14 protein-coding genes are annotated in these 17,595 nt (G+C 47.1%); 10 read left to right on the top strand and 4 right to left on the bottom strand.

What is annotated here, in order from left to right; all coding sequences use genetic code 11:
- The first annotated feature begins 62 nt into the window (after positions 1-62).
- The 4 genes from aroQ (at position 63) to IC230_RS31065 (ending at position 3,603) form a co-directional block, all read left to right on the top strand.
- On the top strand, positions 63-485 hold the full coding sequence (gene aroQ, locus IC230_RS31080) for a type II 3-dehydroquinate dehydratase (RefSeq protein ID WP_191042974.1): 423 nt from the start codon (positions 63-65) through the stop codon (positions 483-485).
- Between the two features lie 68 nt (positions 486-553).
- Positions 554-1,582: an aminotransferase class V-fold PLP-dependent enzyme gene (locus IC230_RS31075; protein ID WP_191042973.1), complete on the top strand. Its 1,029-nt coding sequence runs from the start codon at positions 554-556 to the stop codon at positions 1,580-1,582.
- 37 nt (positions 1,583-1,619) lie between these two features.
- A complete protein-coding gene (locus tag IC230_RS31070) occupies positions 1,620-2,195 on the top strand; it encodes a MarC family protein (protein ID WP_191042972.1) in 576 nt (191 codons plus the stop codon).
- Between the two features lie 373 nt (positions 2,196-2,568).
- A complete protein-coding gene (locus tag IC230_RS31065) occupies positions 2,569-3,603 on the top strand; it encodes a glutamine synthetase beta-grasp domain-containing protein (RefSeq protein ID WP_191042971.1) in 1,035 nt (344 codons plus the stop codon).
- Between the two features lie 95 nt (positions 3,604-3,698).
- On the opposite strand, the gene IC230_RS31060 is transcribed toward IC230_RS31065, so the two are convergent.
- Complete coding sequence (locus tag IC230_RS31060; protein WP_223860965.1) at positions 3,699-4,835, bottom strand: ATP-binding protein; 1,137 nt, start codon at positions 4,833-4,835, stop codon at positions 3,699-3,701.
- A gap of 226 nt (positions 4,836-5,061) precedes the next feature.
- A complete protein-coding gene (locus tag IC230_RS31055; RefSeq protein WP_191042970.1) occupies positions 5,062-6,174 on the bottom strand; it encodes a hypothetical protein in 1,113 nt (370 codons plus the stop codon).
- Positions 6,175-6,493: 319 nt separating this feature from the next.
- Here IC230_RS31055 and IC230_RS31050 point away from each other — a divergent pair, with 319 nt between their 5' ends.
- Complete coding sequence (locus IC230_RS31050) at positions 6,494-8,683, top strand: glutamine synthetase III family protein (protein WP_191042969.1); 2,190 nt, start codon at positions 6,494-6,496, stop codon at positions 8,681-8,683.
- 88 nt (positions 8,684-8,771) lie between these two features.
- On the opposite strand, the gene IC230_RS31045 is transcribed toward IC230_RS31050, so the two are convergent.
- Positions 8,772-9,656, bottom strand: a complete 885-nt coding sequence (locus tag IC230_RS31045) for a polysaccharide deacetylase family protein (RefSeq protein ID WP_317171880.1) — start codon at positions 9,654-9,656, stop codon at positions 8,772-8,774.
- 144 nt (positions 9,657-9,800) lie between these two features.
- Here IC230_RS31045 and IC230_RS31040 point away from each other — a divergent pair, with 144 nt between their 5' ends.
- The 3 genes from IC230_RS31040 to IC230_RS31030 all read left to right on the top strand — a co-directional run bounded on the left by IC230_RS31040 (position 9,801) and on the right by IC230_RS31030 (position 15,546).
- Positions 9,801-11,189 carry a glycoside hydrolase family 140 protein gene (locus IC230_RS31040; RefSeq protein WP_191042968.1) on the top strand — a complete coding sequence of 463 codons (1,389 nt, stop codon included), beginning with the start codon at positions 9,801-9,803 and terminating at the stop codon, positions 11,187-11,189.
- A 793-nt stretch (positions 11,190-11,982) separates the two neighbouring features.
- A complete protein-coding gene (locus IC230_RS31035; RefSeq protein ID WP_191042967.1) occupies positions 11,983-14,292 on the top strand; it encodes a GEVED domain-containing protein in 2,310 nt (769 codons plus the stop codon).
- A gap of 96 nt (positions 14,293-14,388) precedes the next feature.
- Complete coding sequence (locus IC230_RS31030; RefSeq protein WP_191042966.1) at positions 14,389-15,546, top strand: M20/M25/M40 family metallo-hydrolase; 1,158 nt, start codon at positions 14,389-14,391, stop codon at positions 15,544-15,546.
- Positions 15,547-15,586: 40 nt separating this feature from the next.
- Here IC230_RS31030 and IC230_RS31025 read toward each other — a convergent pair whose 3' ends face one another.
- Positions 15,587-16,270, bottom strand: a complete 684-nt coding sequence (locus IC230_RS31025) for an SDR family NAD(P)-dependent oxidoreductase (RefSeq protein WP_191042965.1) — start codon at positions 16,268-16,270, stop codon at positions 15,587-15,589.
- 147 nt (positions 16,271-16,417) lie between these two features.
- Between IC230_RS31025 and IC230_RS31020 the strand changes: the two genes are divergently transcribed.
- Entirely contained in the window at positions 16,418-16,978 is a 561-nt protein-coding gene (locus tag IC230_RS31020) for a hypothetical protein (protein WP_191042964.1), read from the top strand.
- A 94-nt stretch (positions 16,979-17,072) separates the two neighbouring features.
- Positions 17,073-17,537 carry a pyrophosphohydrolase domain-containing protein gene (locus IC230_RS31015; protein ID WP_191042963.1) on the top strand — a complete coding sequence of 155 codons (465 nt, stop codon included), beginning with the start codon at positions 17,073-17,075 and terminating at the stop codon, positions 17,535-17,537.
- The last annotated feature ends 58 nt before the right edge of the window (positions 17,538-17,595 follow it).

Genomic DNA, 17,595 nt, shown 5'->3' with positions numbered 1-17,595 from the left:
CACCCGGACGTGGCCGCTGGGACGCCAGCCCGGCCAGACTACCGAATTACCAAGCTACATAAATGAAACAGATTCTGATTATCAACGGCCCGAACCTGAACCTGTTAGGTAAGCGCGAACCGACAATTTATGGTAACCGCTCGTTTGTTGATTACCTCAAAACCGTCGAAGAACTGTTCCCTGACGTGCAACTTCGGTATTTTCAGTCGAATCACGAAGGGGAATTAATTGATAAAATCCACGAACTGGGTTTTGACATGGACGGCATCGTGATTAATGCGGGCGCGTATACGCATACATCTATTGCCATTGCGGACGCCCTATCGGCCGTTACAGCCCCCGCTGTGGAAGTACATATTTCAAACGTACATGCGCGCGAATCATTCCGACACCATAGCTATCTGTCTGCTAAATGCAAAGGCGTTGTGGTGGGTCTGGGACTGATGGGCTATGAGATGGCGATACGTTATTTGATCAGTTTATAAGTTTACCGGTTTTGCCATTGACTGCCGGTCATCTATAAGCCGAAACCCATACCCGAAAATCACCCGCTATGATCACGTTTTACCCCGGTCCGTCGAAAGTTTATCCGCAGGTGGCTGATTACGCTGCTGAAGCGGTACATCAGGGTATTGTCAGCCTGAATCACCGGAGCGCCGGTTTTATGGAGATCGTTAAGGAAACGATTCAGCTCCTTCACCAGAAACTTGACATACCAGCGGACTATCATATTGCCTTCGTTTCGTCGGCAACGGAGTGCTGGGAGATTGTGGCGCAGTCGCTGACGGCTGAGGCCAGCTTGCACCCGCATAGTGGCGCGTTTGGGAAGAAATGGGCTGAGTACGCGTATCGAATCAAGCCACCCATGAACCTGAGCGAAGCCGATGTATTGTGCATCGTCCAAAACGAAACGTCGAATGGCACGCAAGTTAATATGGCAACGTTGGGGCAGTTTCGGCGGGACTTTTCGGGCTTGATTGCCGTTGATGCCGTTTCGTCGATGGCGGGCGTTACGTTCGACTGGACACTGGCCGATGTTTGGTTTGCGTCCGTACAGAAATGCTTCGGACTTCCGGCCGGACTAGCCGTTTTGATTTATTCGCCAGCTGCACTCAGGAAAGCAGAAGAAATAGGGGAAAACGCCCATTATAACAGCCTGCTGTTCATCCACGAGAATTTCTCGAAGTTCCAGACGCCCTATACGCCTAATGGTTTGGGAATTTACATGCTCATGCGCGTATTGCAGCAGATACCGCCGATTGCCAGTGTCAGTGCCATAACCAAAAAGCGGGCGACTGACTGGTATGCGTTCGTTGAGAACGAACTTACTGGTGTGAACGGCGCTGAGCCTCGATTCAACTTACTGAATAGGGATGCGGCCATTCGGTCTGATACTGTAATTGCCGTACAAGGTTCGGAAGCAGATATTAAGGCCATTAAGGCAGCCGCGCAACAGGCGGAGATTACGTTAGGAAATGGCTACGGCGACTGGAAAAACACTACGTTTCGTATCGCTAACTTTCCCGCTATCACCGACGAAGAAATTGACACCTTGAAACAGTTTCTCAAAGCCTATATATAGCGTGGACCGCTAGTCCACGCTACCTAACGTAATACTCATGTTCAGTTTAAAAGAAATTGTTTCCGTTACGCTCATTCTGTTTTCGGTGATCGACGTCGTGGGGTCGTTACCGGTGATTATTGATCTGCGCAAAAAGACGGGTAAGATTGAATCCGAACGCGCTACGTTTGCGTCGGGTGCGTTGATGATTTCGTTTTTGTTCGTGGGCGAACGAATTCTGAAACTGTTTGGCGTCGACGTAGCGTCTTTTGCCGTGGCGGGGGCTTTGATTATTTTCCTGATCGGCCTCGAAATGATTCTGGGGCGGACCATTTTCAAATCGGAAGTAAGTACGGGTGGCGCTACGCACATAGTACCGATCGCCTTTCCGCTCATTGCCGGAGCTGGTACCCTTACGACCATCATTTCGCTACGTGCCGAATACCAGATTGCGAATATCATTATTGGCATCGTTCTCAACCTGATTCTGATTTACGTCGTATTACGGTCGTCGGGTTGGTTCGAAACCCGGCTCGGATCAGGTGGGCTGGAGGTGCTACGTAAAATCTTTGGTATCATTCTGCTGGCTATTGCGATCAAGCTATTCAAGACGAATCTGATCGCTGATTTCTAAGACATCCCTCTTCTGGTTTTTCTCTTACCCGCCTGAAGGACGCTGGCTTTGGGTTATAGTTATTTAGTACTACGTTCTAAACTGATTTTGCTAAAAAAAGCTGCTTTTTCTAGCGAATCATAGTGGAATCATACCTAAGTCAGGCTGTTTTGTCAGATTTTATAGTACAACCAGGCAAATTAGAATGTGATAAAAATTTTGGTCGAATATGGTAAATTACTGTACCAAACGAATTAAAATTATAATATTTCCGCAAAAACCATAAAAAATATGGTTGACAGGCGCAAAGGCATTTATATTTTATTGTAACGACGCATTATATTTGCTGAAAGTATTGTTACAAATTCCCTATCAAACAATTCACTTGTACATCATGGCAAAGGCGAAGTTAGAATACATTTGGCTCGATGGTTATAAGCCCACCCAAAGCTTACGTTCTAAGACCAAAATTGAAGACGATTTCTCGGGTAAACTGGAAGACTGCTCAATGTGGTCATTCGACGGTTCATCGACTGAACAGGCTGAAGGCGGTAAATCAGACTGTTTGTTGAAGCCGGTTTTTATCTGTCCTGATCCACAGCGTAAGAATGGCTATCTTGTCATGTGCGAAGTGCTGAATGCTGATGGAACTCCCCACGTAACGAACGGCCGTGCCACGATTGAGGATGATGATAATGATTTCTGGTTTGGTTTTGAGCAGGAGTATTTCCTATGGGATTTGAGCATCGACAAGCCACTGGGCTTCCCGGCTGAAGGCTTCCCGACGCGCCCACAAGGTCCTTATTACTGCTCAGTTGGTGCACAAAATGCCTATGGCCGGTATATCATCGAAGAACACCTTGATGTTTGCCTGGATGCTGGTCTGAATGTAGAAGGAATCAACGCCGAAGTAGCAACGGGTCAATGGGAATTCCAGATTTTTGCCAAAGGGGCTAAAGCCGCTGGTGATCAGATCTGGGTGGCTCGTTATTTGTTGGAGCGTATTGGCGAGAAATATAACATATCGATTAACTGGCATTGCAAACCGCTGGGCGCCACCGACTGGAATGGCTCGGGTATGCACGCTAACTTCTCGAACTCAATACTCCGTACGGCGGGTAGTCGGGATGTTTACAACAAAATATGCGAAGCTTTCTCACCGGCTGATGTAATCAAAGCACACATCGCTGTATACGGTGCTGATAACGAGCAACGTCTGACGGGTAAGCACGAAACGCAGTCGATCGACCAGTTCTCGTATGGCATTTCTGACCGCGGTGCGTCGATCCGTATCCCTATCGCTACGGTAGAACGCGGCTGGAAAGGCTGGCTGGAAGATCGTCGTCCGAACTCGGCGGCTGATCCATACAAAGTGGCTGCCATCATCATCAAAACCGTTAAATCGGCTGACGTACTGGAAACAGCGTAAATTACCTTATGATCTATTAATAGTAAAAGCCATCTCTAACAGGATGGCTTTTACTATTAATAGAAAGGTTAGTTATTACCCAAGTAATTGGCGAATCATAAAAGGAACGACATGTAGTTTTCCTGATTAATTACAGTAAATTCTGCACCCGGATACGTAGCTATCCACGAAGCTGGAGCTTTTGCCGATTTATGGGAGAACTTAAACTCAAAGCCAGCTAGCTGACCGTCAGCCTCTTCTATATAATCGAGTTCAGCGCCGGTATAGGTTCTCCAGAAATAGGTATTAGCATATTGACCCGCGTAGGCATTGCGCTTACGACGCTCTATCACTAAAAAATTTTCCCAAAGCGCTCCTACATCCATTCGTAAGTCAAGTGGCTGGAAACTATCAATCACTACGTTACGAATACCCAAATCATAAAAGTAGATCTTGTCCATTTTGCTAACCTCTTTCCGCAGGTTTCGACTAAAACCGGATAGCCGAAATACGACAAATGCTTTTTCTAAAAGATCGATATAGGTATTAACTGTGTCTTTACTCATGCCAAGCGCATTTCCCAATTCGTTGGGTGATACTTCTGAGCCAACCTGAAATGCTAAGAGCTGTAGTAATTTTCGTAGTTTATCTGCATGTCGGATCGAAGCCATTTCCAGTATATCTTTATACAAATAAGCCGAAGATAGTTCTCGTAGATAGTGTACTTTATCGGTAGCATTAGGCAATTGAAGTGTATCAGGATACGTTCCAAAGCGTAAAAATTCGGATAATCGTTGCTGCAATTGAAACGCATTCTGTTCTTGCCGGAGTTCGCCCAGTGAAATTGGAAAAAGCTCATAAGTCCAGGTACGACCCGTCAGGGCTTCTTTAGTTCGATTGGCTAACTCAAAAGAGGATGATCCTGTCGTAATGATTTTTAGATTAGGTAACGCATCGTGCAAAATTTTTAAATTAATCCCTATATCAGGAATACGCTGGGCTTCATCAATAAAAAGCAAATCATATCCCTCTACCAATAGTCTCATTTGCGATAAATCTCGCGATGATAAAATTGTTTGGTAAACTAACTCATCAGCATTAACCATCAGCGAGCGATAAGGCAAAGTATTGATCAGGTCACGAACTAACGTCGTCTTACCAACCTGGCGAGGTCCATATAAAATGATTATTTTGTTTGACTCAACAATCCGCTGACGGATTGTTGCAGCTAATAAACGAGGTATTATTTTCATATATTCACTAAATTAACGCTAAATATAAGATGTTACTTTACAAATTAGCGTTAAATTCGCTAATGACCATTGATATTAATCACTAGCTGAGCAATTAGCGGGGATGTGACAATATACATTGCCAACCGATATAATGGAGAGGCCATTAGCCGTCAATTGACAAAGCCCGGCTGCGAAAGTGGCCGGGCTTTGTTTTGTAAACGTATAGTTCGATACGTTTATGAAGCTAGACATCCGTTAGCTGAGCGGTTAGATTTAGCAGATAATCGGCGGTTTCGGGTGAACGTCGCCCCAGTCCGCACGAGCAGGCTACATCGACAAGCTGACCCCTGGCAGATTCTATGCTGTTCAGAATGCTCACGTTCTCGGCTACGCTACGTTTTTCATGCACAAACCCAGCAATAAAGCGGGTTGCCGATGGTAGGTGAATGTCCTTCAGCGGAGCGTAGTAGTTCGCATTCGTTGAGGGAGGGGTCAAGCCTTCCGCAAATGGATAGTGCACATAGGCCAGCGTATGCTGAGCAGGCCATTCGTCAACCAGACGATTCGAAAAGTTGACCATTTTTGCCAGCGTTTTTGGGTGTACAAGGGCTTCATTGTGAAAATCCCCCAGGCATAAATGCATTCCAATCTGTGCACCGGGCGTAATTTTTGCCAGTAAATCCTTAATTGGAATCAGAGAGAGGCCAGTCAGAGCTGTGGGAAGCATATAAGCCGCGTAAAGCTCGGGTGGTACTTCAAGCTGTATAAGTACGTCAGATCCAAGCTCGGCTACTACTGCATTGACTTCACGAGCAATGATGGTATTAAAGGCTTTGGTGTATCGCAACCATTGAATCTGACTGGCAAAGGCAAACCCCATAGCAAAACCCGTTGGTACTCCCATTTGAAATTTAAGGTCAGGCAGATTGTGTTTGCTACGTAGTTGCTGGAAGATTGGATAGCTACGTCTGGCAAAATCGTCATACCCTAACTGAACATGATGGGGCATATCGGTAGGAGAGTGCTTCGGCTTGAGTTTTTGAAATTTCTCATAATTAATAGCCATGCCGTCTTCGCCCCGAACGGGTTGTTTGACAATCTCCCAACTGTTGGCGTCGCTTGTTAGCTTTTCAATCGCATAGACTACCCAGGCAATCCGATTCCCTTTTGGGAAAGCGGGGGTTTTATCACCTACTTCTCCGTCTGGAAGGGAAAATAAGGCAGGCCCAAGCGTATCTAAGGCTAGACTCATACACGTTTTTTCATCACTGAACGGCATACTACCCACCAATAAAGCGGACCGTTTGGGTGGTTTACCGGCGGACGTGCCCGTACTGGATTGCTGTTGTTGAATCATGTAAAAAGTAGATTGAGGAGTTTGGTTTTGACAATTACATAGATACAAAAAGTTGCTGTAATGAGTACCGGGCAAGCGAATTTTCTCTGCCATAAGCTAAAGTATATCATCGACGTCGTAAGCAACTGTTCATCAAACAGCCATACCCTAAAAGGTTGAGCGGTATTTTAGTACGTACTGGATAAGAATGGCTGACGAAACGAACGTTTGTAGCCTATCTGGTGAGATGAATCAAGAAATTAAAACGCGGATGCTCTGTAACTGACGGAAGGAATGTATGTTTGGTTAAATTTTCTACCTAAAATCCCGAACCTCATCAATGTCTAATTTTCGGTTTAAAGCCCTTGAGATTGCCCAAAGCCGTCAGGCAGTATCCGTAACTGCGCCGACCGAACGTGTCGGTGATTTTTTCGGCAGTAATACGTTCAACAGCGAAGTAATGCGGACGTTACTGTCGACCGAAGCGTACCTGAAAGTTACCGAAGCGATCAGCACAAATGGTCAGATCGACCGCAACGTCGCCGACGAAGTGGCGGGGGCCATGAAATCGTGGGCGACGTCTAAAGGAGCTACTCACTATACACACTGGTTTCAGCCACTTACAGGCGAAACGGCCGAAAAGCATGACGCTTTTTTCGACATTACGATTGATGGCAAGGCTGTCGAGAAGTTTAAAGGCAGTGCGTTAGTACAACAAGAGCCCGATGCATCTTCCTTTCCGAATGGTGGATTACGTAACACATTTGAAGCCCGGGGCTACACAGGTTGGGACCCTTCATCGCCTGCCTTTCTGATGGACAATGGGGCAGGGGGAAAAACGCTCTGCATTCCGTCGGTGTTTATTTCCTATACGGGTGAGGCCCTCGATTATAAAACGCCACTGCTAAAAGCGCTGAATGCGTTGGACAAAGCAGCTACGGCCGTTTGTCAGTATTTTGATCGAAACATCACGAAAGTAACCCCTACGCTTGGGCCAGAGCAGGAGTATTTCGTTGTCGACCGCGCTCTGTTCTATGCTCGCCCCGATCTGGTCTTGGCTGGACGTACCGTCTTTGGGCATCAGCCAGCTCGTGGACAACAACTGGAAGATCATTACTTTGGCTCAATCCCTCCGCGTGTCAATGCCTTCATGGTCGACTTTGAATTTGAGTCGATGAAACTTGGTATGCCTGTTCGGACCCGCCATAATGAAGTAGCACCCGGTCAGTTTGAAGTGGCACCGACGTTTGAAGAAGTTAATCTGGCTATCGATCACAATGCCTTATTAATGGATTTAATGGAAAAAATAGCGGAGAAGCACAACTTGAAGGTGCTTTTTCACGAAAAACCATTTGCGGGAGTCAACGGCAGCGGTAAACACAACAACTGGTCGATGGGCACCAATACGGGCGTTAATTTATTGGCTCCCAGCACAAAGCCTAAAGAGAGCCTTCGGTTTATCACCTTTCTGGTCAATGTCATCAAGGCTGTTCATGATAATGCCGATCTGCTTCGTGCTAGTATTGCGTCGGCAGGAAATGAGCATCGACTTGGCGCTAATGAAGCTCCGCCTGCCATTGTTTCGGTCTTTCTGGGGGAATCACTGACACAGGCGCTCAACGACCTCGAAACCAAATCCGAGGTGACCGTAAACAAGGGTGATAACGTGTATTATAAACTTGGTCTGAACCGAATCCCAAGCCTGATGCGCGACAATACTGACCGTAACCGCACGTCTCCCTTTGCGTTTACGGGCAATAAATTTGAGTTCCGGGCGGTTGGCAGCTCGGCTAATTCGGCGTCGACCATGACGGTGCTCAACGCCATTGTCGCTGACCAGCTGAATAAGTTTAAGACCGATCTTGATGCGCGACTGGCGAAAGGAGAAAAGAAGGAATTGGCGATTGTCGACATTCTGAAAGACTATTATGCCAACACAAAACGGATTCTGTTTGAAGGGAATGGCTATTCAGACGAATGGATTGAGGAAGCGGCCAACCGAGGCTTATCAAACATAAAATCGTCGCCCGAAGCCCTGGGTATTTATGTACAGCCCGAATCGCTGGCCTTGTTTGAACGGACGGGGGTTATGAACCATGCCGAGGTAGAGTCCCGCTACGAAATCGAACTCGAAAAGTACATCAAAAACGTGCAGATCGAATCGCGCGTGATGGGCGATCTGGCCATGAACCACGTCGTGTCAACGGCGCTGAAATATCAGAACAAATTAGCCGAAACTGCCCGGAATATGGTGGAATTAGGCATGACGGCCGAAGCTGAACCGATTAAAGACATTCTGCGGGAAATCTCGACGCGCGTACTGGTTATTAAGAAAAAGGTTGAATCAATGACCGAATCGCGCAAAAAGGCGAATAACGTAACAGATACTGCCGAGCGGGCCCGACTCTATGCCACCGAGGTAAAAGACCATTTCGACATGATCCGATATGAGGTGGATAAACTTGAACAGATCGTCGATGACGAAGACTGGCCATTGGTGAAATACAGGGAGCTGCTCTTTGTGAAGTAGGAGCGGAATTTAGTAGACTCGGAGATTTTTGGGATTTTGTGATCTAATCAGCAGATATCAAACAAAATTCCGAAAATCTCCGAATCCGTTAAGTCTCAGTTGATAATTTATCCCGGATCTCGCGCCAGGTTATGAGCTGGATCTGCTGTTCCTCCAGGATTTTCTGACAAGCGGGGCTTGTGAAAAAATCAACGTCATATTGACGCCAATCGGCGGCCCAATAAGGATGGTCGACCGTGATAGCCTGCATTTCAGCGTTGTTATAAGCTGGATGGAGTAGAACGACACTCAAGCCTGGCTGCAAATTCTGTAGAGTCTTCGTATAAAAACTAATCATGCCTGCTTCATAATCCTGTGGTTCGGCTGAATACAAATAGTCCACCAACAGATACTGATCCGTGATATATGGACGGATATCATATCCGGCGGTACGTAGTATGAAGTCGCGATTAAGAAGCAAAGGCAATCCAAACTCACGCCCAAGCTTTAGATAGACCGTCAAAAATTCAGGCTTAGCTACCAGGCCAAACATGTGCGAATCAAGGTGAGTAGGGGCTATGCCAAACTGTTTTCCCCGCTCAATCTGTGCACGGAGTTCTTTTTCAATATCCGGTAACGTAGCGTATCGGCTCAGTTTTTCAACACTATCGTGCAGAAATCCCTGTTCATCAACTAAGCTTGGTACTTCATGGGCAGGTAGCACAGGTCGCCAACGGTAATACGTCCACTCACTGGTCAGCGTGAGGTGAATGCCGAGATCAGCGGCTGGCTGTGCTTTCGAATAAGCCGCACTTTCTGGAAACCAGGCGCAGGGAACCATTATACTGCTCGAATTAACGGAACCCTGCTCCAGAGCCATAATCGTCGCTGCATTTTCAGATTGCGCCAGACCAAAATCATCGGCGTGAATAATAAGGAGTTTTGTGGATTGGGTATAGCCTAATCGTTCCGTAGGGTTCAGAAATTCCAGCACTGCGTTCAATTTCGATGGATGTTGTGTTTACGATGATAATAACCGCCGAACCACACTGATTGTATCATAATCATCATAAAAATCTGAATTCTATAAATCTTTGCTTAAACTCAATCCCGAACGGACTTCCCTAAATCCCCTTTTATGAAAAAAATCGGCCTTCTCTTAACCCTGTTATTCTGGCAAAGCCTGGCAATGGCCCAACAGCCCTTTACCAACGGGCGTCTGAAAGTATCGGATAACAAACGCTATCTGGTTCATCAGAACGGAACCCCATTTTTCTGGCTGGGCGATACCGCCTGGGAGTTATTCCACCGACTGAACCGTGAGGAAGCCGATCAGTACCTCAAAAAACGGGCTGAGCAGGGTTTTACAGTCGTACAGGCGGTAGCATTGGCTGAATTTGATGGGTTGAAAGAGCCTAATCCCTATGGCGAAACACCCTTACAGAACAACGACCCTACGAAGCCCAACGAGGCTTATTTTAAACACGTCGATTACATTATTGATAAAGCGGCCCAATACGGTATTGTGATTGCCTTTTTACCCACCTGGGGTGATAAACTCTTCAAGAGTACCTGGGGGCAGGGCCCTGAAATTTTCAACCCGAGCAATGCCCGTGTTTATGGTCGTTACGTTGGCGATCGCTACAAAAACCGCGAGAATATGATCTGGGTGCTGGGTGGCGACCGGAATCCCCGCGAAGGTTCGCAGGACGTGGCCGTCTGGCAAGCTATGGCCGAAGGGATTCAGGAAGGCGTTGGTGGGGCCGATAAAGCGCTGATGTCGTATCATCCGCAGCCAAATGGTATGGATGGAGGAGCGTCGAAATGGTTTAACAAGGAGCCCTGGTTCGACTTCAACATGCACCAGAATGGTCACTGCCGATTTACACCTGTGTACGATCACATTACGGTATCCTACAATCGCCAGCCGACCAGGCCAACCCTGGATGCGGAACCTATTTATGAGGACCATCCAGTTTGTTTCAACGCCAGCGATTTAGGTACGTCGAATGCGTATGACGTACGGGTGTATGCTTACCTCGATCTTTTCGCCGGATCACATGGGCACACGTACGGTTGTCATGACATTTGGCAGATGTATAGCGCCAAACGTCCAGCTGTGAATGGCCCTCATCTCTATTGGCCAGAAGCCCTTGACCTGCCGGGAGCCAATCAGATGCGCCACGTTCGGAGGCTCATGACCGCCCGCCCGCTACTCGACCGTGTTCCCGATCAGTCGCTGGTGGTTGAGAATAATCTGGCGGCTGCGGAACGGATCCAGGCCACGCGCGGAAACGATTATGCCTTCATTTATTCGGCCGTTGGTAAGCCGTTTACGGTTAACCCGGGTAAGATTTCAGGGAAAAACATTATCGCTACATGGTTTGACCCGCGCACGGGCAAAACTCAGTCGGCTGGTACGTTTAACAACCAGCAATCGCAGCAATTTACGCCCCCCTCGAAAGGGTACGGACACGACTGGGTACTGGTGCTTGACAATGCCGCCAGGAATTACCCGGCCTTGTGAAGAATGATAAATGATGAATCAGTTGTTGTGCTCAAGGCATGAATTATCATTCAGGAATAGACTTGTTGTAAGGCGGACCGTTCGCGTCATAACAAGTCTATTCATTATACGGGTTGGTATTGGGGCCGCTATTACGTTCTCTTAAACGTTCCCAACGTTCAGAAACGGGAGTCAGCTACGCCTGAATCTGAGTACTGACTGGTTCAGATTGGGCAGATGCAGGAAACGGTGCGTCTGCCGGGGAAGGCAAAATCGAGCCTATGGGCATGCTGGGATGAGCGAATACAAAACGAGTTTTCAGAGGATTCTGGACGTAGCGAAAAAAAATAGCCCGGTGCAGAAGTCCTGGATAAGCTCGATGATCAGGCGAACTTAGCCGAAGTCTAATCCAAATCTATACTAAAACGGCCAATCGAGAGGTCAGCATTGCTGATTCAAGTAGGGGTATTTTTCAGTATAAGGATTCTGTTGCTAAAAATACCCCTAATCAGAAGATTAGGGGTAAAATTGTAACCAAACTCGCTCTCGTTAAACAGACTACCTACCGTTTAGTTAATTTCTGCTATTTGATTCAAGTTAATCGTGACATAAAGAAAAAAGAAAAGTCTGGGTAATATAAGTTAACTCAGACTTTTTGTTTGGGACTTATTCGGTTCAATGGTGTATGTTAATCTATAGAAGAAATATATAAATATTGTGATTAATTGTGCATTAAGTACTTTATAAATACTATTTGATTAATTAATAAGCATCCTATTACAGTAAATAGCTTTACAAATAAACAGATTTGGTTATGCTCAACAAATTCATCTTTTTTCTATCCACCTCAACTTTAACTCGATCACGTAGCGGGAAAACCGACTATAATAGCCTACTAAGCCTGGTATACTTATTTGTGTTGTGTACGGGTTTACGTGTAAATGCGCAGAAACTTGACTTTGGTGATGCGCCGGAAAGTTATAGTACGTCTATAGTCAATGATGGGCCTCGCCATACGCCATTGACCAAAGTATATCTGGGCGGCTCGTTTGGAAGTTTCTCCGATGCGGAGACTGACGGCCAACCAGGCAATATGGCTGATGGAGATGATTTGCATGACCAGAACGGGAATTTGGTTTACAACCAAAGTGATGAAGATGGATTAGTAGAAGGTTTTCCGGCGGTTTGTCTGTTGAAGAACACCTATGTATTGCAGGTGAGTGTGTATAATGCTTCAGGCGCAGATGCGACAGTAAGCGCCTGGATTGACCTAAACAAAGACGGTAAGTTTGATCCTAGTGAGCGAACACAGGCCGTTGTTCCGACAAACAATAATCCGATTCACTATAACGGAACTATCGTTACGTTGACCTGGGCTGGATTAAGCGGGCTTACTGAAGGGTGGACGTACGCTCGTCTGCGGGTAGCGAACAATCCGGCAGAAGTCGAAAAGCCAACCGGGCTGTCTACTTCTGGCGAGGTTGAAGATTATCGAGTGCAGTTAAAAGACGAATACGATTTCGGCGACGCTCCCGAAAGCTACGGGACTACGAAAAAAGCGTCAGGACCTCAGCATCTTATTAACAACAACCTGATGTTATTGGGCTCTTTGGATTGCAGCCCTGAAGAGGATGGTCAGCCGTCTACTCTTGCTGATGCCGATGCTGGCGAAAACTCCGTTAGTTTTATCCATAGACTAACAACTGCCAAAACATCGTATAGCGTCAACGTCAATGTACTGAATACGTCTGGCGAAAATGCTATGTTAAGTGGCTGGATTGATTTTAACCGAAACGGGGTTTTTGACGCTAATGAGCGCGCACAGGCAGTGGCTGCTCCTGACGCAAGAAATTTGGTCCTGAGCTGGAGCGGATTGAGTGGATTAACCGCGGGACGTACCTACGCCCGTTTCCGGGTGGCTTGTAATGCCAGTGAAGTAGCGAACCCAACCGGATTGGCTAACAGTGGGTCAGTAGAGGATTATGCCTTAATGATTGAGCCCCCACAGTATGATTACGGCGATGCACCGGATAGTTACGGTACCGTAGTGGCCAGCAACGGAGCTCGACATATCTATAATGATGTAACCACGAAGCTATGTCTATCCAACGGAGCCATCACCAATGACATCGATGCTGAAACAAATGGACAACCTTCGACGCAGGCCAATGGAGATAATGCTGTAGATCCCAGTGGGTTTGGATCTCCGTTCCTGTTCAATGACGAAACCGCCTTGCTTGAACTACCGATATTAACAACGAGTAGTACGTCCTGTAGTGCCATCGTGTCGGTGAAAAATCAAACGGGAGCTGAGGCTACGCTGAGTGGCTGGATTGATTTTAACAACAATGGTACGTTTGACTCTAACGAGCGGGCACAGGCGAGCGTTCTTTCCAACGCAAGCGGTCGTGTCGTTCAGGTTAAGCTTTACTGGAACGGACTGAGTGACCTAACTACTGGGCAAACCTACATGCGATTCCGGGTAGCTTCGAACGCTGCTGAAGTGGCTAATCCAACCGGGGAGGCCAGTGATGGAGAAGTTGAAGATTACACAGTGACTATAACAGCAACACAGATTAAGCCTCTACCCGTGGGATTGGTTTCGTTCCAGGGGCAATGGGTGGAGAACAAAGGGAATTGGCTGAGTTGGGTAACTGCCTGGGAGAAAAATAACGACCATTTCGAGATCCAGCGTAGTCGGGATGCCAAAAGCTTCGAAACCATTGGTCGGATAGCTGGTAAAGGCAATAGCGCATCGAACCAGAACTACGAGTATATCGATGAAGTAGGGGCTCAGGAAGCCTTAACGTATTACCGACTGAAACAGGTCGATCTGGACGGTAGCACGAGCTATTCGCGAATCGTAGCCGTAGGCCATGAGATCAAACAAGCGATCTCGATGATCGTTTACCCCAATCCGACAGTTGATCTGTTACGTGTGCAAGTGAGTGCTGGCAACCCATTAAGCCGTATCCGGGTATTCAGCATCAGTGGTGCGATAGTAGCGGAACAGCAGGGAGCAACTGAACAACTTGACGTGCGGTCGCTGGCTACGGGGGTGTATGTGGTCGAGGTAACTACGCTTTCGGGCGAGGTGTTACGCCAGCGGTTCATCAAGAAATAAACCTTGGTATATTGTGATAAAAAAGGCTGCGGTGTTCAATACTGCAGCCTTTTTTATGCAATTTGCTGTATCCTGGTCCATTCACCAGTTCAATTCATGCTCGACGCTCTTCTTCGCGATCTTACTGCCTTACCTCATCGGGGAACGGCCACACCCCACGGAGCGGAAGCTGCCCGACTGCTTCAGAAATACCTGGTCGATAGGGAGGCTACTGTTCGTACAGAGTCGTTTCAAACACCTAAAACCTACGTAACAATTGTTTACTGGCTCGTTGGTGGATTAATAGCCGGTCTAGCTTTAATACCCGTTACGGGCGTGGCTGTTGGACTAATCTGGTATTTTATCCTGCTGGCCTGGCGGTATTTCAACTGGCACTACTCATTCATTACTAAGTTTCCGATTCAGCATACTGCTCATAATGTTATCGGTCGCTGGTCTGCCCGAAAAGTAGGGGAGTCCACTCGAAAAGTGATTCTGATGGCTCATTACGATACTGCTCCGATATCGGTTCTCTACAGCGCCAACCAGCAGGCTACTTTCCGGTTATCACTTGTTATTTCGCTGGGTCTAATGATGTTAGCAGGAGTAACTGCCTTTTTGGAAGCGTTTAGTATCGGTTTACCATACGTAACGTATCTCAGATACGGGCTGATGATTTATTTTTTGCTCCAGGGTATTCTCAGTACGTTAGGGTATTGGCTCAAAGGGTATGCGAACGGTGCCAGTGATAATGCAACAGGCGTAGTGGCTGCCCTGGCTACGGCAGATCAACTTCGGCAAGCTGACCTAACCGATACGGAAATTGACGTAGTACTCACCAGTGCCGAAGAGGTTGGTATGATTGGGGCATATCACTACGTTGAAGCGCATAAACGGGAATGGAAACGAGCGCAAACGCTGGTGATCAATTTTGATACGCTCGGAGCCGGTAAACTAACCGTTATTGAGCAGACCGGCACGGTCGATGTTATCCGTTACGATAATGAACCAACGCGACTGGCTCGTCAACTTGTCGAAACCGAAGCGTTCCGACATCGGACACAGGTGGGTCAATGGCATACGGCCGACTTCGATAGCGTGTGGTTCGTGCGCAACCGAATCCCGGTATTAGCACTGTGTGCCCTGGATGAAAACGGTCGAATGCCACGCATCCATCAATCTGATGATACGCTTGATCAGGTTGATAGACGACCCCTGGAAACGGCTATCGATCTGGCTGAAGCTGTTGTGAAACACTGGGTATCTGGGAATTAGAAAGCGGATATCAAGTAGTTTACCGGTGCAGGCGTTGTATCTACGATTGATTGTATAATTTCAAAACGGGTTCGCTGATTGCCTGCCCCGTGTCCGACAAAATAAAGGCGATGGCTTTGCTAATGGCTTCAGGCGTTATCCATTTTAGCGGATCAGCCTCGGGCATTGCCTGTCGGTTAATCGGCGTGTCGATAGTACTAGGTACAATGACTGTTGCCGAAATTTGCTTCCCTTTGCCGTGTGCGTTCACTAGGTTAGCTAACTCAAAAATCAGGGCTTTGCTTAGTGAATAAGCAACCAGATTTTTGCCCGCTTCTGCACTGATGGCAGGGCGAGCGCCGATGAATATAAACTGTCCTCCGCCCTGAGCTTCGAAAATACTCAGCAAGGGTTTTACTACGTTGAAAGCAGTTAGAAAGTTGAGTTTATACATTTTATCCAGATCGTCAACCTCGGTTTCATGAAGGCCTCCCGCCGTAAAACCACCCACTAACAAAGCGGCAGCGTGGATAGGCTCATCAATGATCTTATCGAAAAAATTAGTGACCTCTATCGAATTTAGCAGATCGACGACATGAGTGTTTACATTCGGTAATTGATTGAAAACGTCCAGATTCTTTTCAGAGCCTACCGTAGCAAGAATACGATAGCCGTCGTTGTGTAGTTGGTTGACAAGGCTGATTCCCAAGTTTCCGGAAGCGCCCGTTATAAGTACAGACTTCATAGTGTCAAATGATGTGCGTAAATGAGTGGCGAAGTTATTCAGTTCTGGGGTGATTTGCCTTATCGCTGGTTTACTCGTCAACGGATCGATGAGTAAGCTATCGCTTCCCTGGCTTTTTCCTCTGTTTCTTCTTCCTTACATTTGCCTATGGCAAATTACAAAAATGAAGGGTACGACCCTGAAGAAATCAACGCACTCAAAGAAGAGTGTAGTCAGGAAGGTAAATCGTTCGTGTATGTTGAAGACGACGATTTAGACACGCTGGATGAAGGCGAATGTGTTCACATTCAGTTTCCAGGCCAGTATCAGGGGCAGGAAGTAATTTTCGATACGTTGTTTTATACACTTCGGCTGCATCACAGCAGTTTGGTATACGAAATGGCCCTGGAACAAGTACGCAAGACCTACCCCGATTATATACCCCCCGAAGATCGCCAGCTGTCTTACAAAATCTCTCCCGAACTGGAAGAGGAAGCCGAAACCGCTTTAACGGAAATCATTGACGAGATTGAGGAAACCGAAACGGTGAAAGTGCAGGAACACGTAGAAGTTGACCTGGAGTCAGACTATGGCATTGCACTGGATGTGTGCCTGAACGTAGAAGAAGTCACTGACGAGGTTATCGAAAACTTCATCCGCAATTTCAAAGCCAATACCTTGTCGCTGGATAATACGCTATACTCCTTCACCAGCGAGGAAGAAAACTAAAAATCAGTGAAGAATGAAGAGTGAACAATGAAGAATCTAGTTGAGTAATAAGCTTTATTCTTCATTGTTCACTCTTCATTCTTTACTTCCCATTATGCAACAACCCGACTCGCTTAATCAGGTCGCGGAGTTTCACCGCACCTTTCATGCCCCTGTTTTAGAAACTCCCCAGATACCATCTGAAGCCCGCTGCCAGCTCCGCGTTGCGCTCCTTGCCGAAGAACTCGATGAGCTGCGCGAGGCCATTGGTGAAGGTGATCTTGTTGCTGTTGCTGATGCGCTTTGCGATTTGCAATACGTATTGTCGGGCGCTGTGCTGGAGTTTGGTCTGGGGAATAAATTCAAAGCCCTGTTTGATGAAGTACAACGCTCGAACATGAGCAAGGCCTGCCTCACCGTTGCCGAAGCTGAAGCAACCGTAGCAGAATACCAGGCAAAAGGCTTTCCCTGTCATTTTATTGAATCGGATGGTAAGTATTTAGTGTATCGGGACGCTGACCATAAGACGCTCAAAAGCGTGAATTACTCCCCAGCTGATCTGGTATCTATATTAGAATAAACTCGTAACGCGGGTGGTCCGCCGGCCCGTGCGGTGGAAACCCGCGACTATTAAAATG

The sequence above is a fragment of the Spirosoma validum genome, assembly GCF_014699035.1.
GTDB classification, from domain to species: domain Bacteria; phylum Bacteroidota; class Bacteroidia; order Cytophagales; family Spirosomataceae; genus Spirosoma; species Spirosoma validum.
The sequence above is the reverse complement of the archived record's forward strand: the minus strand, read 5'-3'. Positions and strand labels throughout refer to the sequence as shown.

Bases quoted from the DNA above. Each gene is read 5' to 3' on its own strand.
- aroQ (WP_191042974.1), top strand. From the start codon at position 63: ATGAAACAGATTCTGATTATCAACGGCCCGAACCTGAACCTGTTAGGT.
- IC230_RS31075 (WP_191042973.1), top strand. From the start codon at position 554: ATGATCACGTTTTACCCCGGTCCGTCGAAAGTTTATCCGCAGGTGGCT.
- IC230_RS31070 (WP_191042972.1), top strand. From the start codon at position 1,620: ATGTTCAGTTTAAAAGAAATTGTTTCCGTTACGCTCATTCTGTTTTCG.
- IC230_RS31065 (WP_191042971.1), top strand. From the start codon at position 2,569: ATGGCAAAGGCGAAGTTAGAATACATTTGGCTCGATGGTTATAAGCCC.
- IC230_RS31060 (WP_223860965.1), bottom strand. From the start codon at position 4,835: ATGAAAATAATACCTCGTTTATTAGCTGCAACAATCCGTCAGCGGATT.
- IC230_RS31055 (WP_191042970.1), bottom strand. From the start codon at position 6,174: ATGATTCAACAACAGCAATCCAGTACGGGCACGTCCGCCGGTAAACCA.
- IC230_RS31050 (WP_191042969.1), top strand. From the start codon at position 6,494: ATGTCTAATTTTCGGTTTAAAGCCCTTGAGATTGCCCAAAGCCGTCAG.
- IC230_RS31040 (WP_191042968.1), top strand. From the start codon at position 9,801: ATGAAAAAAATCGGCCTTCTCTTAACCCTGTTATTCTGGCAAAGCCTG.
- IC230_RS31035 (WP_191042967.1), top strand. From the start codon at position 11,983: ATGCTCAACAAATTCATCTTTTTTCTATCCACCTCAACTTTAACTCGA.
- IC230_RS31030 (WP_191042966.1), top strand. From the start codon at position 14,389: ATGCTCGACGCTCTTCTTCGCGATCTTACTGCCTTACCTCATCGGGGA.
- IC230_RS31025 (WP_191042965.1), bottom strand. From the start codon at position 16,270: ATGAAGTCTGTACTTATAACGGGCGCTTCCGGAAACTTGGGAATCAGC.
- IC230_RS31020 (WP_191042964.1), top strand. From the start codon at position 16,418: ATGGCAAATTACAAAAATGAAGGGTACGACCCTGAAGAAATCAACGCA.
- IC230_RS31015 (WP_191042963.1), top strand. From the start codon at position 17,073: ATGCAACAACCCGACTCGCTTAATCAGGTCGCGGAGTTTCACCGCACC.